This window comes from Micromonospora sp. NPDC020750, assembly GCF_044334565.1.
Lineage (GTDB): Bacteria > Actinomycetota > Actinomycetes > Mycobacteriales > Micromonosporaceae > Micromonospora.
Map to the genome: position 1 here is coordinate 319,850 of NZ_JBIRTH010000002.1, position 15,097 is coordinate 334,946.

Sequence of the window (15,097 nt, forward strand, 5' to 3'; positions counted from 1 at the left end):
CGGATCCGGGGTCGTCGGCATAAGCTTGCCGGCATGGCCAACGCCGCGCCGATCTTCGCCTTCGAGGTCCAGTACTGGATCACCATGCTGTTGCTGGTGTTCGCCCTTGTCATCGAGGGGGTGGCACTGGTGCACGCGATCACTCAGCGCGGCGAGGGCTTCGCCGCGATCGGCACCCTGCCCAAGGGCGGGTGGATCGCCATCCTCGCGGTCTGCCTGGTGCTCACCCTGCTGACCAACAACGTGCTCAACATCTTCGGCCTGATCGGCATCGCCGCCGCCCTGATCTACCTGCTCGACGTTCGGGCCGGGCTGCGCGACCTGCACGGCGGCCGGGGGTCGTCCTGGTGAGAGGGTTCCGCTGGCCCCCGCCGCCGGACGGTGGGCCACGGACCTGGGGCCCGGGCCCGGGTGCCCCGCGCACCGGCCGGCCCGCCCTGCCCGAGCCGGAGACCGAGCTGGTCACCACCCCGCACGGGGTCCGGCTCGAACAGCTCGTCACCGGCGTCGGCGTCCCGGCCACCGTGTTCGCGCACGGGCTGGGCAACGGCATCGCCACCACCCGCCCGTTCGGCAGCGGGGTCACCGGCCGTAAGGTCTTCTTCCAGTTCCGGGGGCACGGCCGCTCCGACGCGCCGCCCGGCCCGTGGAGCTACCTGGACCTGGCCCGTGACCTGCGGGCCGTCGCCGACCTCGGTGGAGCCACCCGGGCGTTCGGGGCCAGCCTCGGCGCGGGCGCGCTCTGCCGGCTGCTGGCCGAGAGCCCGGAGCGCTTCGAGCGGCTGGTCTTCTTCCTCCCGGCCGCGCTCGACCGGCCGCGGGGCCAGGTTGCCCGGGACCGGATCACCGACCTGGTCGCCGCGGTCGAGAGCGGCGACGCCTCGGCCGTCGCCGACGTCGTCGCGGTCGAACTGCCGCCCGCCGTGCGCAACACCCCCGCCGGGTGGGCGTACCTGCGGCAGCGGTTGGACCAGCTCCTGCGCGACGGCCTCGCGGCGGGCCTGGCCGGGCTGCCCGACCAGGTTCCGCTCGACGACCGGGCGGCGCTGGCGGCGGTGGACGCCCCCGCACTGGTGCTCGCCTGCACAGGCGACGACCTGCATCCGGTCGAGGTCGCCGAGCAGCTCGCCGCCGCCCTGCCCCGGGCCACCCTGCACGTGTACGACCGCCCGGGCGTGCTCTGGTCGGAACGCGCCGACCTGCGGGAACGGATCTCCACGTTCCTCAACGGGTGACCTGCTGTCAGCCGGTCAGCTCCGGCGGCAGGTGGGCGGCCCGCACGTCGAGCAGCCACCGCTCGACCGTGGCCTCGTCGGGCCGGTCCGGCAGCGGGGTACGCACGGCGTCGAAGTCCCGTTCCGCGTCGGCGATCAGGGCCCGCGCCTCGTCCAGCTCGCCGCCGGCCACCCGCTCGCCGAACGCCCGGAACCGCTCCGGGTCGGCCAGCCGGATCTCCAGGACGCCGGTGGCGTACAGCAGTTGGCCCTGGTGCACCAGCCGGGCCAGGTGCCGGGCGTGCTTGGCCGTCCGCCGCCGGGTGTCGGCCGAGAACGTCCCGTCGCCCCGCGAGACCAGCTTGCGGAACTGCTGGGTGGCGTACCCGAGGTAGGCGTCGCGGACCCGGGGCGCGCTCAGGAACGCCGAGCGGATGGCGACCAGCCGGTCGCCCAGCTCCGTGCGGGTCTCGTAGCAGTCGTCGGGCAGCCACATCAGCTCGGTGGCGGTCGGGTTGCCGCTGAGCGCGAGCCGGGCGTACTTGCCGGCCTCGTGCAGGGTGACGTCCGGGTCGGTGGTGACCAGCGACTCGCGGGGCGGGCGCAGCCCGTGGAAGGCGACCGTCGGCGCGGCGTACACCCCGATCCGGTCGACGTCGGACCCGGGCCCGGCCAGCCCGTACGCGACCGAGCCGACGACGCCGGAGAGCAGCAGGTGCATACAGCCGAGCATGACGCAGGACACCCGTCCGCGAAACCGGACTTCGGCTGTCAGGTATTGCTGTCAGGGTCGACCGCATGACGACGAAACCCCTGTCAGGGAAGATTGCGCTCGTCGCCGGGGCGACCCGGGGCGCCGGCCGGCAGATCGCGGTCCAGCTCGGCGCCGCCGGGGCCACGGTGTACGCGACCGGCCGCAGCAGTAGGGCCGGGCGTTCGGAGCTGGACCGGCCGGAGACCATCGAGGAGACCGCGGAGCTGGTCACCGCCGCCGGGGGCACCGGCATCGCGGTCCGGGTTGACCACCTCGTCCCCGACCAGGTCCGCGACCTGGTGGCCCGGATCGACGCCGAGCAGGGCCGGCTCGACGTGCTGGTCAACGACATCTGGGGCGCCGACCACATGGTCACCTGGGAGAAGCCGGTCTGGGAGCAGCCCCTGGAGCCCGGCTTCCGCACCCTGCGGCTGGCGGTCGACACCCACATCGTCACCAGCCACTTCGCGCTGCCGCTGCTGATCCGCCGCCCCGGCGGGCTGGTGGTGGAGATCGGCGACGGGACCCGGGAGTACAACGACGCCCACTACCGGCTGTCGGTCTTCTACGACCTGGCCAAGACCTGCGTGAACCGGCTCGCCTTCACCCAGGCGCACGAGCTGGAGCCGCACGGCGGCACGGCGGTCGCGCTCACCCCCGGCTGGATCCGCTCCGAGTACATGCTGGAGCGCTTCGGGGTGACCGAGGAGAACTGGCACGACGGCGCGGCGAAGGACCCGCACTTCCTCATCTCGGAGACCCCGGCCTATGTCGGGCGGGCGGTGGCCGCGATGGCCGCCGACTCCGACCGGGCCCGCTGGAACGGTAAGTCCGTCTCCAGCGGCGAGCTGGCCCGGGTGTACGGCTTCACCGACCTCGACGGCAGCCAACCGGACGGCTTCCGCTACATCAGCGAGGTGGTGGACGGCGGCAAGCCAAGCGACGTCGCCGACTACCGCTGACCGTCCCGCCCCCGCCGCATGACGGCCCGGTCACTGCGCCCCGCCGTACAGCGCGGCGAGCCGGGCGGCGGCGTCGGCCACCCGCTGCCGCAGCTCGGGCGGGTCGAGCACCTCCACCTCCGGCCCGAGCCGCAGCAGCAACTCGTACGCCACCTCGACGGACTCGACGGGCAGCCGGGTGACCACCCAGCCCTGCCCGTCGGGCTCGCCGGCGGCGCGGGTCGCCTCGGCGTACCCGAAGGGGGCCTCCGGGGCCCGGCGGAGCGCGCGCAGGCCGGCGGGGCTGAGCCGGACGCCGACCTCGGCCCGCTGCATGCTCCGCAGGAACGCCTCGGCCTGGTCGCGCCAGTGGCCGCCCAGGTCGAAGCCCTCGTCCCGGTCGAACGTCTCCTCGGCCGTCAGCACGTCGGCCACCCGGTCCACCCGGTACGTCCGGGTGGCGTCGCCGAGCCGGGCGACCAGATACCAGACCCCGCTCTTGAGCACCAGCCCGTACGGCTCCACCCGCCGGACGACCTCCCGCTCGCCGCGCCGGTAGCGCAGCTCGACGACCCGGTCCCGCCACACCGCCCGGGCCAGCTCGGCCAGCCATGGCGGCGGCGTCGCGTCCCGGAACCAGCCCGGCACGTCGAGGTGGAACCGCTGCCCGACGCGGGCCGGCGCGTCGCGCAGCGCGGGCGGCAGCGCGGCCAGCACCTTCAGCTCGGCGGAGGCGACCGCGTCGGCCAGCCCCAGGTCCCCGGCCGGGCCGGGCAGGCCGGTCAGGAAGAGCGCCTCCGCCTCGTCCCGGGTCAGCCCGGTCAGCCGGGTCCGGTACCCGCCGATCAGCCGGTACCCGCCGGAGCGGCCCCGGTCGGCGTAGACCGGCACCCCGGCGGCGGAGAGCGCCAGCACATCCCGGTACACGGTCCGCTCGGAAACCTCCAGCTCCCGGGCCAGCTCGGCGGCCGTCATCGTCTCCCGGGACTGGAGCAGCAGCACCAACGAGATCAACCGAGAGGCCCGCACCCACCCATTGTGTCGGGCGGGGACGACGGGCCGGATGTGCCGGTCGCCGTTAGGCTCAGCGGTCGTGAACGTACCCAGCAACATCACCGCGCCGGTGACCGGCGCCGTCGGTCGGTTCTTCTCCGGGGTCGGCCTGCTCCTGCGCGGCCTCGGCCTGTACGTCCGCAGCCCCGGCCTGATGCTGCTCGGCATCGTCCCGGCGCTGCTCTCCGGGGCGCTGTTCGTGGGAGCGTTCGTCACCCTGGTGTACTTCGTGGACGACCTGGCCGCGCTGGTCACCCCGTTCGCCGACGACTGGTCGGCCACCGCCCGCAGCCTGGTCCGGGTGATCGCCGGGCTGGCCTTCCTCGGGGTCGGCGGGCTGCTCGGGGTGCTCACCTTCACCGCGGTCACCCTGGTCATCGGCGACCCGTTCTACGAGAAGATCTCCGAGCGGGTGGAGGAGCGGTACGGCGGCACCCCCGGCGCGGTGGAGGTGCCGTTCTGGTCGTCGCTGCGCCGCAGCCTCGTCGACTCGTTGCGACTGGTTGCGATCTCCGTGCTCGTCGGCATCCCGCTCTTCGCGGCCGGGTTCATCCCGGTGGTCGGCCAGACGGTCGTGCCGGTGATCGGGGCGGCGGTGGGCGGCTGGCTCCTCGCCCTGGAGCTGACCGGGGCGGCGTTCTCCCGGCGCGGCATGCGGCTGCCGGACCGCCGGGCCCGGCTGAAGGTCGACCGGCCCACCACCCTCGGCTTCGGGGTGGCCGTCTTCGTCTGCTTCCTGATCCCACTCGGGGCGGTGTTGATCATGCCGGCGGCGGTGGCCGGCGCGGCCCTGCTCACCCGCCGCTCCCTCGGCCAGCCCGTCGAGGAGCCGCACCGGTCCGCCGGTGGGCCGACCGGGCAGCCGCACCGGCCTTTCGAGGCGCCGCACCGATCCGTCGGGGAGGGCTGAAGTGGAGATCATCCTGGCCGAGGGGGACATCACCGCCCAGCGGGTCGACGCGATCGTGAACGCGGCCAACTCCTCGCTGCTCGGCGGCGGGGGCGTGGACGGCGCGATCCACCGGCGGGGCGGCCCGGCCATCCTGACCGAGTGCCGGGCGCTGCGCGCGTCCCGGTACGGCCGGGGCCTGCCGACCGGCCAGGCGGTCGCCACCACCGCCGGTGAGCTGCCGGCCCCGCTGGGTGGTGCACACGGTCGGGCCGGTCTTCTCGGCCACCGAGGACCGGTCGGCGCTGCTGCGGGACTGCTACACCAACAGCCTGGCGGTGGCCGACGGGCTGGGCGCCGCTACGGTGGCGTTCCCGCTGATCTCGGCCGGCATCTACGGCTGGCCGGTGGAGGACGCCGTACGCCAGGCCCTCGCGGTGCTGCGTGCCGCGTCTCCGGCGCACGTCACCGAGGTCCGTCTGGTCCTCTTCGGGGCCGAGACGTACGCGGCGGCCCGGCGGCTCGCCTCCTCCTGACCGGCGGGGCATGTCCGAACAAACAACGCAAAAGCGGACACGGGCGGCGTGAGGCCCTATCTTGATAGGTGCAAAAGGTGCAAAGCCGTCAGGAGTGCGTCGCGTGGAAGCTGCCCGGCTCAGGTCCGCCGTCTGGGTGACCACGGCCTGTCTGCTGGTGCTCGGCGCGGCCGACCTGGCCCGGGCCAGGTCGCGGGAGGCCGTGCCGGCCGGTGCTGAGCGCCCCATGCCGCTTCCGCCCGGCCCCCGGACCACGATCGGGCTGGACCCCGCCGCCGGGCCCATCGTCGCGGCCACCCAGGAGCGTGCCTGCACGCCGGAGCTGGGCGGCGGCCCCCACCCCGACGAGGACGTCTGGGTGTTCGGCCTGCCGGCCGGTGCGGTCGCGGCCCGGTTCATCGCGGTGACGCCCGCGTTCGCCACCGGAGATCAGGGGCGGGTCGTCACCGCCGTCCCGGCCGAGGGCGGCGCGATCGTCGACGATCATGGCGCCAGTCTGGCGTGGCTCCGCCTGCCGGCCGGCTGGACGCTGGTGGGCGGTACGGCGACGATCGCCGGGGACGCCGACAACTTCGTGCTCGCCCGCGTCTGCGCGGCCAGTCGGCCGTCGCCCCCGGGGTCGCCCTGAGCGGGGTACGCCCTCGCCGCCGCCCCTCCGAAGGTCGATCTCCGCGCCGATGTCAGGACAGCTCGCGCCGGCAGGACCACTGGGTGGCCACGGGCCGGTACCCCAGCCTCTCGTTGATCGCCAGCATCGGCGCGTTCGCCGCGTCGTTCGAGGTGTACGCGACGCGTACCCCCGAGGCGGCGGCCCGGTGCAGGGCGTTCGCCTTCGCCAGCCGGGCCAGCCCCCGGCCCCGGTGCTGCGGCACCGTGGCGGTGTAGTCCGACCACATCCGGTCGCCGTCCCGCTTGACCAGGCTGAACGCGACGACCGCACCGTCGGCCTCGACGGCGGTGCTGGCCTCCCGGTCCAGGCCGAGGTTGTCCCAGACCTCGTACCGGAAGCTCTCGTAGCTCATGGCGTCCCTCGGCACGTCGCCCGGCTCGTCGACGGCCGCCGCCCGGTTGGCCAGGTAGACCTGGTACGGGTCGAGCCCGCTCAGCGGGCACAGGCGTACGTGCGGGGGCGCGGCCGGCGGCGGGGGAGCCGAGCGCAGCTCCACCGCCGAGTAGCGCAGCTCCCGGCCCGCCGTGAAGCCGTGCCGACGGGCGAACGGCAGCCCGTCGGCCAGCGCCCAGCCGTGCACCCGGCGGATGCCGAGCGGGGTCAGGTGGTCCAGCGCGGCGGCCAGCAGCCCGGAGCCGATGCCCCGCCCCCGGTGCCCGGGGTGGACGTGCAGCAGCGACACGTCGCCGGACCCCACCTCGGACGTCTGACCGTCGCGGTACGCCGACACCCAGCCCACCACCGCGCCGTCGACCTCGGCCACGAAGGCAGTCCAGTCCTCGCCGGGCGACGGCTCGGTGATCATCTTCCGGGTCGAGGCCACACTCCGCACGAGGTACGGGAACACGAGCGCCCGCAGGGCCACCACGTCGGCGGCGTCCTCAGGCCGGGCGACGCGGATCGTCATCGGGTCTCATCCCGGACGGCGGCGACGGCCTCCACCTCGACGAGCTGGTCGGTGTACCCGAGCACGGCCACCCCGAGCAGGGTGCTCGGCGGATCGTGGTCGCCGAACGCGTCCCGGACCACCTCCCACGCGGCCACCAGGTCGACCTGCCGGGGCGACGCGACGTACACGGTGGTCTTGACGACGTCGGCGAGGCGGGCCCCGGCGGCGGCGAGCGCGACCTCCAGGTTGGCCATCACCTGCCGGGCCTGGGCCGCCGGGTCGCCCGGCGCGACCGTGCGACCCTCGGCGTCGAGCGGGCAGGCCCCGGCGGTGAACACCAGCCGGGCCGGCGGGTCGACGGTGGCCGCGTAGGCGTACTCGGCGGCGTCGGACAGCTCGGGTACGCGCACCAGCGCCACGGCATCGCTCATCCGCGCGACGCTAGTGCGCCCGCCGGCCCCGCCGCCACGGCATTACCGCGCACCACGGCTCACGCGGAGGCGCGGACGACCAGTTCCGTGGGGAGGACGAGGGCCACCTCGACCTCCTCGCCGGCAGCCATCCGCAGCAGTTGGCGGGCGGCCTCCCGGCCCAGTTCCAGCAGCGGCTGCCGCACCGTGGTCAGCGGTGGCTCGGTGTACGCGGCGGTCTCGATGTCGTCGAAGCCGATCATCGCGACGTCTTCGGGCACCCGCCGACCCGCCTCGCGCAGCGTCCGCATGGCCGCGTGTGCCATCAGGTCCGACGCGGCGAAGACGGCGTCCAGGTCGGGGTGGGCGTCGAGGAGCCGGCGCATGGCCGCCGCCCCCGACTCGCGGGTGAAGTCCCCGAACGCGACCCGCTCCGGCAACCCGGCCTCGGCGACCGTCTCCAGGTACCCGGTGAGCCGCTCCATCCCGGCGATCATGTCCTGCGGGCCGGCGATGGTGGCGATCCGCCGCCGCCCCGAGTCGAGCAGGTGCCGTACCGCCCGGGTCACCCCGCCGACGTGGTCGACGTCGACGTACGGCACCCCGACGTCGCCGAGCGGGCGGCCACTGCACACCACCGGGATGCCCAGCCGGGCCAGCTTCCCCGGCAGCGGGTCCGCCCCGTGCAGCGAGGCGAAGATCGCCCCGTCGACGTGCCGCCCGGTGGTGTACCGCTCCACCCGGGCGTGCCCGGCCGGCGAGCCGGCCAGCATCAGCACGAGCTGCTTGTCGGCCGCCTCCAGCTCCTGGGCGACCCCCCGGATGATGCTCGGGAACACCTGGTCGTCGGAGAACACCCGGGTCGCCTCCTCGGGCAGGACCAGGGCGACCGAGTCGGTCCGCTGGGTGACCAGGCTGCGGGCGGCCAGGTTCGGCACGTACCCCAGCTCGGCCACCGCCAGGCGGACCGCCTCCTGGATCGGCTCGGCGACGGTCGTGGAACCGTTCACCACCCGCGAGACCGTCGCCCGGGACACGCCGGCCCGCCGGGCCACCGCCTCCAGGGTCGGCCGCTGGACCGTCGTCATCGGAGTGCTCACCACCTCGTCACAGCCCGTTCCGGGAGATCACCCCCTGGTACCACCGGGCGCTGGCCTTCGGTGTGCGCCGCTGGGTCAGGTAGTCGACGTGGACGATCCCGAACCGCTTGCGGTACCCCTCGGCCCACTCGAAGTTGTCCAACAACGACCATACGAGATAGCCGCGCAGGTCCACTCCCCGGCCAATGGCTTCGTGTACCGCCCGAAGGTGCCCGTCGAGGTAGGCGATCCGGTCGGTGTCGGCCACCGGAGTGGCCCCGTCCGGCCCTGCCTCGCCGCCCCGGTCCGGGAACGCCCCGCCGTTCTCCGTGATCATCAGCGGCAGGCCCGGGTAGTCGGCGGCGAGCCGCTCCAGCAGGCGGGTGAGTCCGGCCGGCTCGATCATCCAGCCCATCTCGGTCAGCGGCCCGGTCGCCGGCAGGAACTCCACCGCCCGCTCGGTCCCCGGGTACGCCCCGCCGCCGGCGCCGTCCGGCCGGCCGGCCACGTACGTCGGGGCGTAGTAGTTGATCCCGAGCAGGTCGATGGGGGCGGCGATCAACTTCTCGTCCCCGTCCCGGATGAAGGTCGGCTCCACCATCCGGGAGACGTGCTCCAGCACATCGGCCGGGTAGCCGGCGCCGGTCAGCGGGTCCAGGAAGATCCGGTTCTGCAACCCGTCGACCAACCGGACCGCTGCGGCGTCCGCCGCGCTGTCCGGGTCCGCCGGCTGCACGTCCGCCGGGTTCAGCGTGATCCCGACGACCTCCGCGCCGGCCGCGCGCAGCGCCCGGGCCGCCAGGCCGTGCCCGAGCAGCAGGTGGTGCACGGCGGCGAAGGCGGCCCCCGCGTCCCGCACGCCGGGGGCGTGCACCCCGTTGCCGTACCCGAGGTAGGCCGAGCACCACGGCTCGTTGAGCGTGGTCCAGGTGCGGATCCGGTCGCCGAGCCGGCCGTGCACCGCCGCCGCGTACGTGGCGAGGTGTTCGGCGGTCTCCCGGTTGGCCCAGCCGCCCCGGTCCTGGAGGGTCTGCGGCAGGTCCCAGTGGTAGAGCGTGACGATCGGGTCGATGCCCCGGTCCAGCAGCGCGTCGGTCAGCCGGTCGTAGAAGTCCAGGCCGCGCGGGTTCACCGGCCCGGTGCCGTCGGGCTGGATCCGCGACCAGGCGACCGAGAACCGGTACGCCCTCAGCCCCAGCTCCGCCATGAGGGCCACGTCGTCGGCGTACCGGTGGTAGTGGTCGCAGGCGACATCGCCGGTATGGCCGGCGAAGACCTTGCCCGGGGTACGGCTGAAGGTGTCCCAGATGGACGGGCCCCGGCCGTCGTCGCGGGCCGCGCCCTCGATCTGGTACGCCGCAGTGGCCGCACCCCAGACGAAGCCTTCGGGGAATCGGAGTTCACTCACGCCTTGACCGCACCTTCCATGATCCCGCCGCTGATCTGTTCGGATGCTCCGGGTGTCTAAGAGAGCGCTCTCACAAGAGAGTGGTGGTCCGGTCACCGAATGTCAAGAGAGCGCTCTCAAAGCGCGCCTCAGCCGGTGCGGAGGCCGTCGAGCAGCGTCCGGTCCCCGGCCACGCCAAGGGTGTCGAAGCTGACCCGGCCCATCAGGGCCAGCAGCAGGTCGCTCGCAGTCCCCGTGACCTCGGCCCGGGCGTGGTGCTCGTCGTGGTCGAGGATGGTGTCGGTGTCCAGCAGCGCGACGCCCTCGCCGCGCAGCCGCAGGTACCAGTCCTGGCCGGCGTCGGGCGCGGAGAGGTGCACGACCCCGTGCCACCGGCCGGTCGCCGTCCGCTTGCCGGCGGGCAGCCAGGTGTCCAGCACCTCGCTCACCCCGTCAGCCGCGAGCTTGGCCTCGATCGGCTCGCCGGCGGCGATGGCGAGCTGGGCGTCCCAGCGGTGCACCGACGTCTCGTGCGCCACCCGGCGGGGCCAGAACCCCGCCTTCTTCGGCTGCGGCGCCCAGTTCCACGCCGGGGCCTCCGGGTCCAGCCCGTCGAACGTGGTCATCAGCCGGTCGTACCCCTGTTGGAAGAACTGCAACGGGGTCAGCTCCGGCGGCGGCCCGCCCGCCTCGACACCCTCCGGCCGGGTGGTGCTGTTGGCCGTGACGTAGATCTGCACCCGGCGGTAGACCTCGCCGAGGTGCAGGGTCAGGTCGGTGATCGTCCAACCGGGGCAGGAGAGCACGGGTGTCTCGGGAGGCGCTTCCGCGACGGCGGCGGCGAACGCGGGCCCCTCCGCCCGGAGCGCGCCGATCCAGAAGTCCTTCGTGCCGTGCAGTCTGCTCATCAGGATCCTTCCGGGCGACCGGGCCACCAGTGGGTGCCACGGCTGCCCCTCAGCCTAGGGTGAAAGGCGTGTCAGACGTTAGTGCCCAGCCGGCCACCGAAATCCACGCCGCCGACCCGATGTCGTTGGCGAGATACACCACCCTGCGCCTCGGTGGCGCGGCGGGACGGGTCGAGACCGCCGCCAGCGCCGAAGAGATCGTACAAAAGGTGCAGCAGGCGCGCCTACGGGACGACCAGGTGCTTGTCCTCGCCGGGGGCAGCAACGTGGTGATCGGCGACGCCGGCTTCCCCGGCACCGTCGTGCTGGTGCGCTCCCGGGGGCTGCGGGTGGTCGCCGAGGACGCCGACACCGTCACCGTACGGGTGGAGGCCGGCGAGCCGTGGGACGACCTGGTCGCCGCGACCGTGGCCAACGGCTGGTCCGGGTTGGAGTGCCTGTCCGGCATCCCGGGCTCCGCCGGCGCCACCCCGATCCAGAACGTCGGCGCGTACGGCCAGGAGGTGGCCGAGACGATCACCGGCGTCCAGGTGTACGACCACGCCGACGGCACCGTGGGCCGGGTGGAGGCGGCCGACTGCGGCTTCGCGTACCGGTCGAGCATCTTCAAGTACAGCGAGCGCTGGGTGGTGCTCTCGGTCGACTTCCGGCTCGCCCGGTCCCCGCTGTCCGGCCAGGTCCGCTACGCCGAGCTGGCGCGGGCGCTCGGCGTCGAGGTCGGCGACCGGGTGCCGCTGGCCGACGCGCGGGCGACCGTGCTGCGGCTGCGGGCCGGCAAGGGCATGGTGCTCGACGCCGGTGACCCGGACACCTGGTCGGTGGGCTCGTTCTTCACCAACCCGGTGCTGGACCGGGAGGGCTACGAGCTGCTGCGCGAGCGCGCCGCCGACCTCGGCGAGCCGCCGCACTGGCCAGGGGCCGGCGACACGGTCAAGGTCAGCGCGGCCTGGCTGATCGACCGGGCCGGGTTCGCCAAGGGCCACCCCGGCCCGGAGGGGGTGGCCATCTCCGGCAAGCACACCCTCGCCCTCACCAACCGCGCCGGCACCGCCAGCACGGCGGCCCTGATCGCCCTGGCCCGCGACATCCGCGACGGCGTCCACGCCCGCTTCGCGGTCACCCTCCACCCCGAACCCGTCCTCATCAACTGCACCCTCTGACTTACCGTCAGGTGGGGGCGACGGCGGGCCAGGGGACGGTCAGTTCGCCGAGGCGCCAGCGGCGGGGGCGGTGCTCGATCGGCCAGCCCGAAGCGCGGGTCGCCGCGACCGCGTGCAGCCAGCGCTGGCGGGGGCCGAAGGGGGCGTAGGGGGCGGCGGCCCGCCAGGCGTCGTCCAAATCGCGGAGCAGGGCGTGGATGGGTTCGCCCGGCACGTTGCGGTGGATCAGTGCCTTCGGCAGCCGCTCGGCCAGCTCGGCGGGGCTGGCCAGCGTGGTGAGCTTGGCGGCCAGGGTGAGCGTTCGCGGGCCGGCGGCGTCGACCAGCACCCAGCCGCCGAGCCTGCCCAGTTCGTCACAGGTGCCCTCGACCAGTGCCCCGCCCGGGGCCAGCCGGTCGGTGACCGTGCGCCAGGCGTCGGCGACCTCGCCCTCGTCGTACTGGCGGAGCACGTTGAACGCCCGGACCAGGACGGGCCGCAGCCCGGCCAGCTCGAACCCGCCCCGGGCGAAGGTGAGCCCCGGCGGGTCGGCGGCGGGCCGGGCGGCGGCGACGCGTACCGGATCGATTTCCAGCCCGACCACCCGCACGTCGGCGCGGACCCCGGCGGCCAGCCGGGCGCGCAGCTCCACGGCGGTGACCGGCGTGGCGCCGTAGCCGAGGTCGACCACCAGCGGGTCCGGCGCCGCCCGGAGCCGGCCGCCGCACGTCCCGACGATCCAGTTGTCCACCCGGCGCAGCCGGTTGGGGTTCGTCGTGCCCCGGGTGACCACGCCCTGGGGTCGCATCAGCGCCGCCCTCGTCCCCGGGACCGGATCACTCCGGGTGCCTCACGGGTTCGTCCGATGCACCTTGTGCTGGGCGGCCTGGGCCAGCGGGCGGACCACCAGCCGGTCGATGTTCACGTGCTGCGGGCGGGTCGCGCACCAGGCGATGCAGTCGGCGACGTCCTCGGCGACCAGCGGCTCGGCCACCCCCGCGTAGGCCGCCGCCGCCCGCCCGGCGTCGCCGCCGAAGCGAACCAGCCCGAACTCGTCGGTCCGCACCATCCCCGGATCGATCTCGATGATCCGGACCGGCCGGCCGCACAGCTCCAGCCGCAGCGTGCCGGCGATCGCCGTCTGCGCGTGCTTCGCGGCGGAGTATCCGCCCCCGCCCTCGTACACGATGAAGCCGGCCGTGGAGGAGACGACCACGACGGTGCCGGCGCCGGACGCCTCCAGCGCCGGCAGCAGGGCCTGGGTGACCCGCAGGGTGCCGAGCACGTTCACGTCGTACATCCACTGCCAGTCGTCCACCGAGCCGGACTCCACCGGGTCCAACCCGCGTGCGCCCCCGGCGTTGTTGACCAGCAGGGTGACCGGGCCGGGAGCCGCCGCGGCGGCCTCGGCCAGGCCGTCGACCGACTCCTGCGAGGTGACGTCGCACTCCACTGCGGTGGCCGCCCCGCCGGCCGCCTCGATTCCGGCGACCAACTCGGCCAGTCGGTCGGTGCGGCGGGCGGCGGCGAGCACGTGGAATCCCTCGGTGGCCAGCCGGCGGGCGGTGGCCGCGCCGATCCCGCTGGACGCCCCGGTGACGATCGCGACAGAGGTCATCCGGCCATTCTCACCGGTCGGGCCGGTCCGGTGCCAATGGGCGGGCGCGCGGCGCGATGAGGTCCGTCACGCTCGGGGGTTGGCGGGACGCATTTCCGATACCCGATGGGGAAGATGACACCCGGCGCGCAGGTTGACCGAGAAGCGCCGGTCGTGCGGGACGGCGTCAACCGTGACAGAGGGAGCGGACGTGGCGGAATTGCACACCGGTATCGGTCGTCAGCGAGGTGCCCGGCCGTGGCCGCTGCCCCGGCGTATCGCCACCCTGTCGGTGCACACCTCACCCCTGCACCAGCCCGGCACGGGCGACGCGGGTGGGATGAACGTGTACATCCTGGAGGTCGCCCGGCGGTTGGCCGAGGCCGGCGTCGAGGTGGAGATCTTCACCCGGGCCACCTCCGGCGACCTGCCGCCGGTGGTGGAGATGGCACCCGGCGTGCACGTCCGGCACGTCACCGCCGGTCCCCTCGAAGGGCTGACGAAGGAGGAGCTGCCCGGCCAGCTCTGCGCGTTCACGGCCGGGGTGCTACGGGCCGAGGCGGCCCGCCCACCGGGCCACTACGACCTCATCCACTCCCACTACTGGCTCTCCGGGCAGATCGGCTGGCTGGCCAAGGAACGCTGGGGGGTGCCGTTGGTGCACACCGCCCACACCCTCGCCAAGGTGAAGAACGCACAGCTTGCGGTGGGGGACCGGCCGGAGCCGAAGGCCCGGGTGATCGGCGAGGAGCAGGTGGTCGCCGAGGCCGACCGGCTGGTCGCCAACACCGAGGTCGAGGCCCGCGACCTGCTCCACCGGTACGCCGCCGACCCGGCCCGGGTCGCCGTGGTCGAGCCCGGCGTCGACCTGGGCCGGTTCCGCCCCGCCGCCGGGGACCGGCACGCCGCGATGCTCGCCGCCCGCCGCCGGCTGGGGCTGCCCGCCGAGGGGTACGTGGTGGCCTTCGTCGGTCGGATCCAGCCGCTGAAGGCCCCCGACGTGCTGATCCGTGCCGCCGCCGCGCTGCGTGAGCGCGACCCGCTGCTCGCCGACGAGCTGACCGTGGTGATCGTCGGCGGCCCCAGCGGCAGCGGGTTGGACCGGCCGACCGCCCTGATCGAGCTGGCCGGCTCGCTCGGGGTCGCCGACCGGCTGCGCTTCCTGCCGCCGTGCACGGGCGACGACCTGCCGGCCGTGTACCGGGCCGCCGACCTGGTCGCGGTGCCGTCGCACAACGAGTCGTTCGGGCTGGTCGCCCTGGAGGCCCAGGCGTGCGGTACGCCGGTGCTGGCCGCCGCCGTGGGTGGCCTGGTCACCGCCGTCCGGGACCAGGTCAGCGGGGTGCTGATCGACGGCCACGACCCGGTCGACTGGGCTCGTGAGCTGGCCCGCCTGTTGCCCGACCGGGTGCGCCGGGCCACCCTGGGCCTGGGCGCCGAGCGGCACGCCCGCAACTTCTCCTGGGACCGGACGGTCTCCCACCTGCTCAACGTGTACGGCGAGACGATCGCCGAGCGGCGCGGCCGGATGGCCGCCCAACTCGCCGGCGACCCCGCCCTGAGCTGTTCGTGGTGAGACGGGGCAGGGCCCCGCGTCCATGGAGACCTCCGGTGCCCCTTCGCCGGCGGCG

At 74.5% G+C, this 15,097-nt stretch carries 16 protein-coding genes and 1 pseudogene; 8 read left to right on the forward strand and 9 right to left on the reverse strand.

Features of this window, described 5'->3' with window-relative positions; translation table 11 throughout:
* Window positions 1–33 precede the first annotated feature (33 nt).
* Window positions 34–351, forward strand: a complete 318-nt coding sequence (locus tag ACH4T9_RS06680; protein ID WP_396670455.1) for a DUF2516 family protein — start codon at window positions 34–36, stop codon at window positions 349–351.
* The gene (locus tag ACH4T9_RS06685; protein ID WP_396670454.1) at window positions 348–1,235 is read left to right on the forward strand and encodes an alpha/beta fold hydrolase; all 888 of its coding nucleotides are present in this window, start codon (window positions 348–350) and stop codon (window positions 1,233–1,235) included. Before ACH4T9_RS06680 ends, ACH4T9_RS06685 begins: the two co-directional genes overlap by 4 nt.
* A gap of 7 nt (window positions 1,236–1,242) precedes the next feature.
* Here ACH4T9_RS06685 and ACH4T9_RS06690 read toward each other — a convergent pair whose 3' ends face one another.
* Entirely contained in the window at window positions 1,243–1,935 is a 693-nt protein-coding gene (locus tag ACH4T9_RS06690) for a DNA polymerase beta superfamily protein (RefSeq protein WP_396670453.1), read from the reverse strand.
* Between the two features lie 77 nt (window positions 1,936–2,012).
* On the opposite strand from ACH4T9_RS06690, the gene ACH4T9_RS06695 reads away from it, so the two are divergent.
* A complete protein-coding gene (locus ACH4T9_RS06695; protein WP_396670452.1) occupies window positions 2,013–2,930 on the forward strand; it encodes an SDR family oxidoreductase in 918 nt (305 codons plus the stop codon).
* A 30-nt stretch (window positions 2,931–2,960) separates the two neighbouring features.
* Here ACH4T9_RS06695 and ACH4T9_RS06700 read toward each other — a convergent pair whose 3' ends face one another.
* Window positions 2,961–3,938: a helix-turn-helix transcriptional regulator gene (locus tag ACH4T9_RS06700; RefSeq protein WP_396670451.1), complete on the reverse strand. Its 978-nt coding sequence runs from the start codon at window positions 3,936–3,938 to the stop codon at window positions 2,961–2,963.
* Between the two features lie 64 nt (window positions 3,939–4,002).
* Between ACH4T9_RS06700 and ACH4T9_RS06705 the strand changes: the two genes are divergently transcribed.
* From ACH4T9_RS06705 to ACH4T9_RS06715, 3 genes and pseudogenes are all read left to right on the forward strand, one after another.
* On the forward strand, window positions 4,003–4,872 hold the full coding sequence (locus ACH4T9_RS06705; protein ID WP_396670450.1) for an EI24 domain-containing protein: 870 nt from the start codon (window positions 4,003–4,005) through the stop codon (window positions 4,870–4,872).
* A 1-nt stretch (window position 4,873) separates the two neighbouring features.
* Window positions 4,874–5,387 (forward strand): annotated as a pseudogene (locus ACH4T9_RS06710) (O-acetyl-ADP-ribose deacetylase).
* 103 nt (window positions 5,388–5,490) lie between these two features.
* Window positions 5,491–6,015: a hypothetical protein gene (locus ACH4T9_RS06715; RefSeq protein ID WP_396670449.1), complete on the forward strand. Its 525-nt coding sequence runs from the start codon at window positions 5,491–5,493 to the stop codon at window positions 6,013–6,015.
* A 52-nt stretch (window positions 6,016–6,067) separates the two neighbouring features.
* Here the strand turns inward: ACH4T9_RS06715 and ACH4T9_RS06720 are convergent, their stop codons facing one another.
* From ACH4T9_RS06720 to ACH4T9_RS06740, 5 genes are all read right to left on the reverse strand, one after another.
* Entirely contained in the window at window positions 6,068–6,964 is an 897-nt protein-coding gene (locus tag ACH4T9_RS06720) for a GNAT family N-acetyltransferase (protein ID WP_396670448.1), read from the reverse strand.
* Window positions 6,961–7,377, reverse strand: a complete 417-nt coding sequence (locus ACH4T9_RS06725) for a RidA family protein (RefSeq protein ID WP_396670447.1) — start codon at window positions 7,375–7,377, stop codon at window positions 6,961–6,963. The genes ACH4T9_RS06720 and ACH4T9_RS06725 overlap by 4 nt, the downstream gene beginning before the upstream one ends.
* 59 nt (window positions 7,378–7,436) lie before the next feature.
* Window positions 7,437–8,444: a LacI family DNA-binding transcriptional regulator gene (locus ACH4T9_RS06730; protein WP_396670446.1), complete on the reverse strand. Its 1,008-nt coding sequence runs from the start codon at window positions 8,442–8,444 to the stop codon at window positions 7,437–7,439.
* 19 nt (window positions 8,445–8,463) lie between these two features.
* Window positions 8,464–9,843 carry a GH1 family beta-glucosidase gene (locus ACH4T9_RS06735; RefSeq protein ID WP_396670445.1) on the reverse strand — a complete coding sequence of 460 codons (1,380 nt, stop codon included), beginning with the start codon at window positions 9,841–9,843 and terminating at the stop codon, window positions 8,464–8,466.
* A 128-nt stretch (window positions 9,844–9,971) separates the two neighbouring features.
* Window positions 9,972–10,730, reverse strand: coding sequence for a maleylpyruvate isomerase family mycothiol-dependent enzyme (locus tag ACH4T9_RS06740; protein ID WP_396670444.1), 759 nt, complete (start codon window positions 10,728–10,730; stop codon window positions 9,972–9,974).
* Window positions 10,731–10,798: 68 nt separating this feature from the next.
* Between ACH4T9_RS06740 and ACH4T9_RS06745 the strand changes: the two genes are divergently transcribed.
* Window positions 10,799–11,890: a UDP-N-acetylmuramate dehydrogenase gene (locus ACH4T9_RS06745; protein WP_396670443.1), complete on the forward strand. Its 1,092-nt coding sequence runs from the start codon at window positions 10,799–10,801 to the stop codon at window positions 11,888–11,890.
* A gap of 7 nt (window positions 11,891–11,897) precedes the next feature.
* Here ACH4T9_RS06745 and ACH4T9_RS06750 read toward each other — a convergent pair whose 3' ends face one another.
* Together ACH4T9_RS06750 and ACH4T9_RS06755 are read right to left on the reverse strand one after the other, a co-directional pair.
* Window positions 11,898–12,677 carry a class I SAM-dependent methyltransferase gene (locus tag ACH4T9_RS06750; protein WP_396670442.1) on the reverse strand — a complete coding sequence of 260 codons (780 nt, stop codon included), beginning with the start codon at window positions 12,675–12,677 and terminating at the stop codon, window positions 11,898–11,900.
* Between the two features lie 42 nt (window positions 12,678–12,719).
* Complete coding sequence (locus ACH4T9_RS06755; RefSeq protein WP_396670441.1) at window positions 12,720–13,487, reverse strand: SDR family oxidoreductase; 768 nt, start codon at window positions 13,485–13,487, stop codon at window positions 12,720–12,722.
* Window positions 13,488–13,677: 190 nt separating this feature from the next.
* Between ACH4T9_RS06755 and mshA the strand changes: the two genes are divergently transcribed.
* Window positions 13,678–15,042 carry a D-inositol-3-phosphate glycosyltransferase gene (gene mshA / locus ACH4T9_RS06760; RefSeq protein WP_396670440.1) on the forward strand — a complete coding sequence of 455 codons (1,365 nt, stop codon included), beginning with the start codon at window positions 13,678–13,680 and terminating at the stop codon, window positions 15,040–15,042.
* Window positions 15,043–15,097: the final 55 nt, after the last annotated feature.

Excerpts from the sequence above, each read along its gene's own strand:
- ACH4T9_RS06680 (WP_396670455.1), top strand. The coding sequence starts at position 34 with ATGGCCAACGCCGCGCCGATCTTCGCCTTCGAGGTCCAGTACTGGATC.
- ACH4T9_RS06690 (WP_396670453.1), bottom strand. The coding sequence starts at position 1,935 with ATGCACCTGCTGCTCTCCGGCGTCGTCGGCTCGGTCGCGTACGGGCTG.
- ACH4T9_RS06695 (WP_396670452.1), top strand. The coding sequence starts at position 2,013 with ATGACGACGAAACCCCTGTCAGGGAAGATTGCGCTCGTCGCCGGGGCG.
- ACH4T9_RS06720 (WP_396670448.1), bottom strand. The coding sequence starts at position 6,964 with ATGACGATCCGCGTCGCCCGGCCTGAGGACGCCGCCGACGTGGTGGCC.
- ACH4T9_RS06725 (WP_396670447.1), bottom strand. The coding sequence starts at position 7,377 with ATGAGCGATGCCGTGGCGCTGGTGCGCGTACCCGAGCTGTCCGACGCC.
- ACH4T9_RS06730 (WP_396670446.1), bottom strand. The coding sequence starts at position 8,444 with ATGACGACGGTCCAGCGGCCGACCCTGGAGGCGGTGGCCCGGCGGGCC.
- ACH4T9_RS06740 (WP_396670444.1), bottom strand. The coding sequence starts at position 10,730 with ATGAGCAGACTGCACGGCACGAAGGACTTCTGGATCGGCGCGCTCCGG.
- ACH4T9_RS06750 (WP_396670442.1), bottom strand. The coding sequence starts at position 12,677 with ATGCGACCCCAGGGCGTGGTCACCCGGGGCACGACGAACCCCAACCGG.
- ACH4T9_RS06755 (WP_396670441.1), bottom strand. The coding sequence starts at position 13,487 with ATGACCTCTGTCGCGATCGTCACCGGGGCGTCCAGCGGGATCGGCGCG.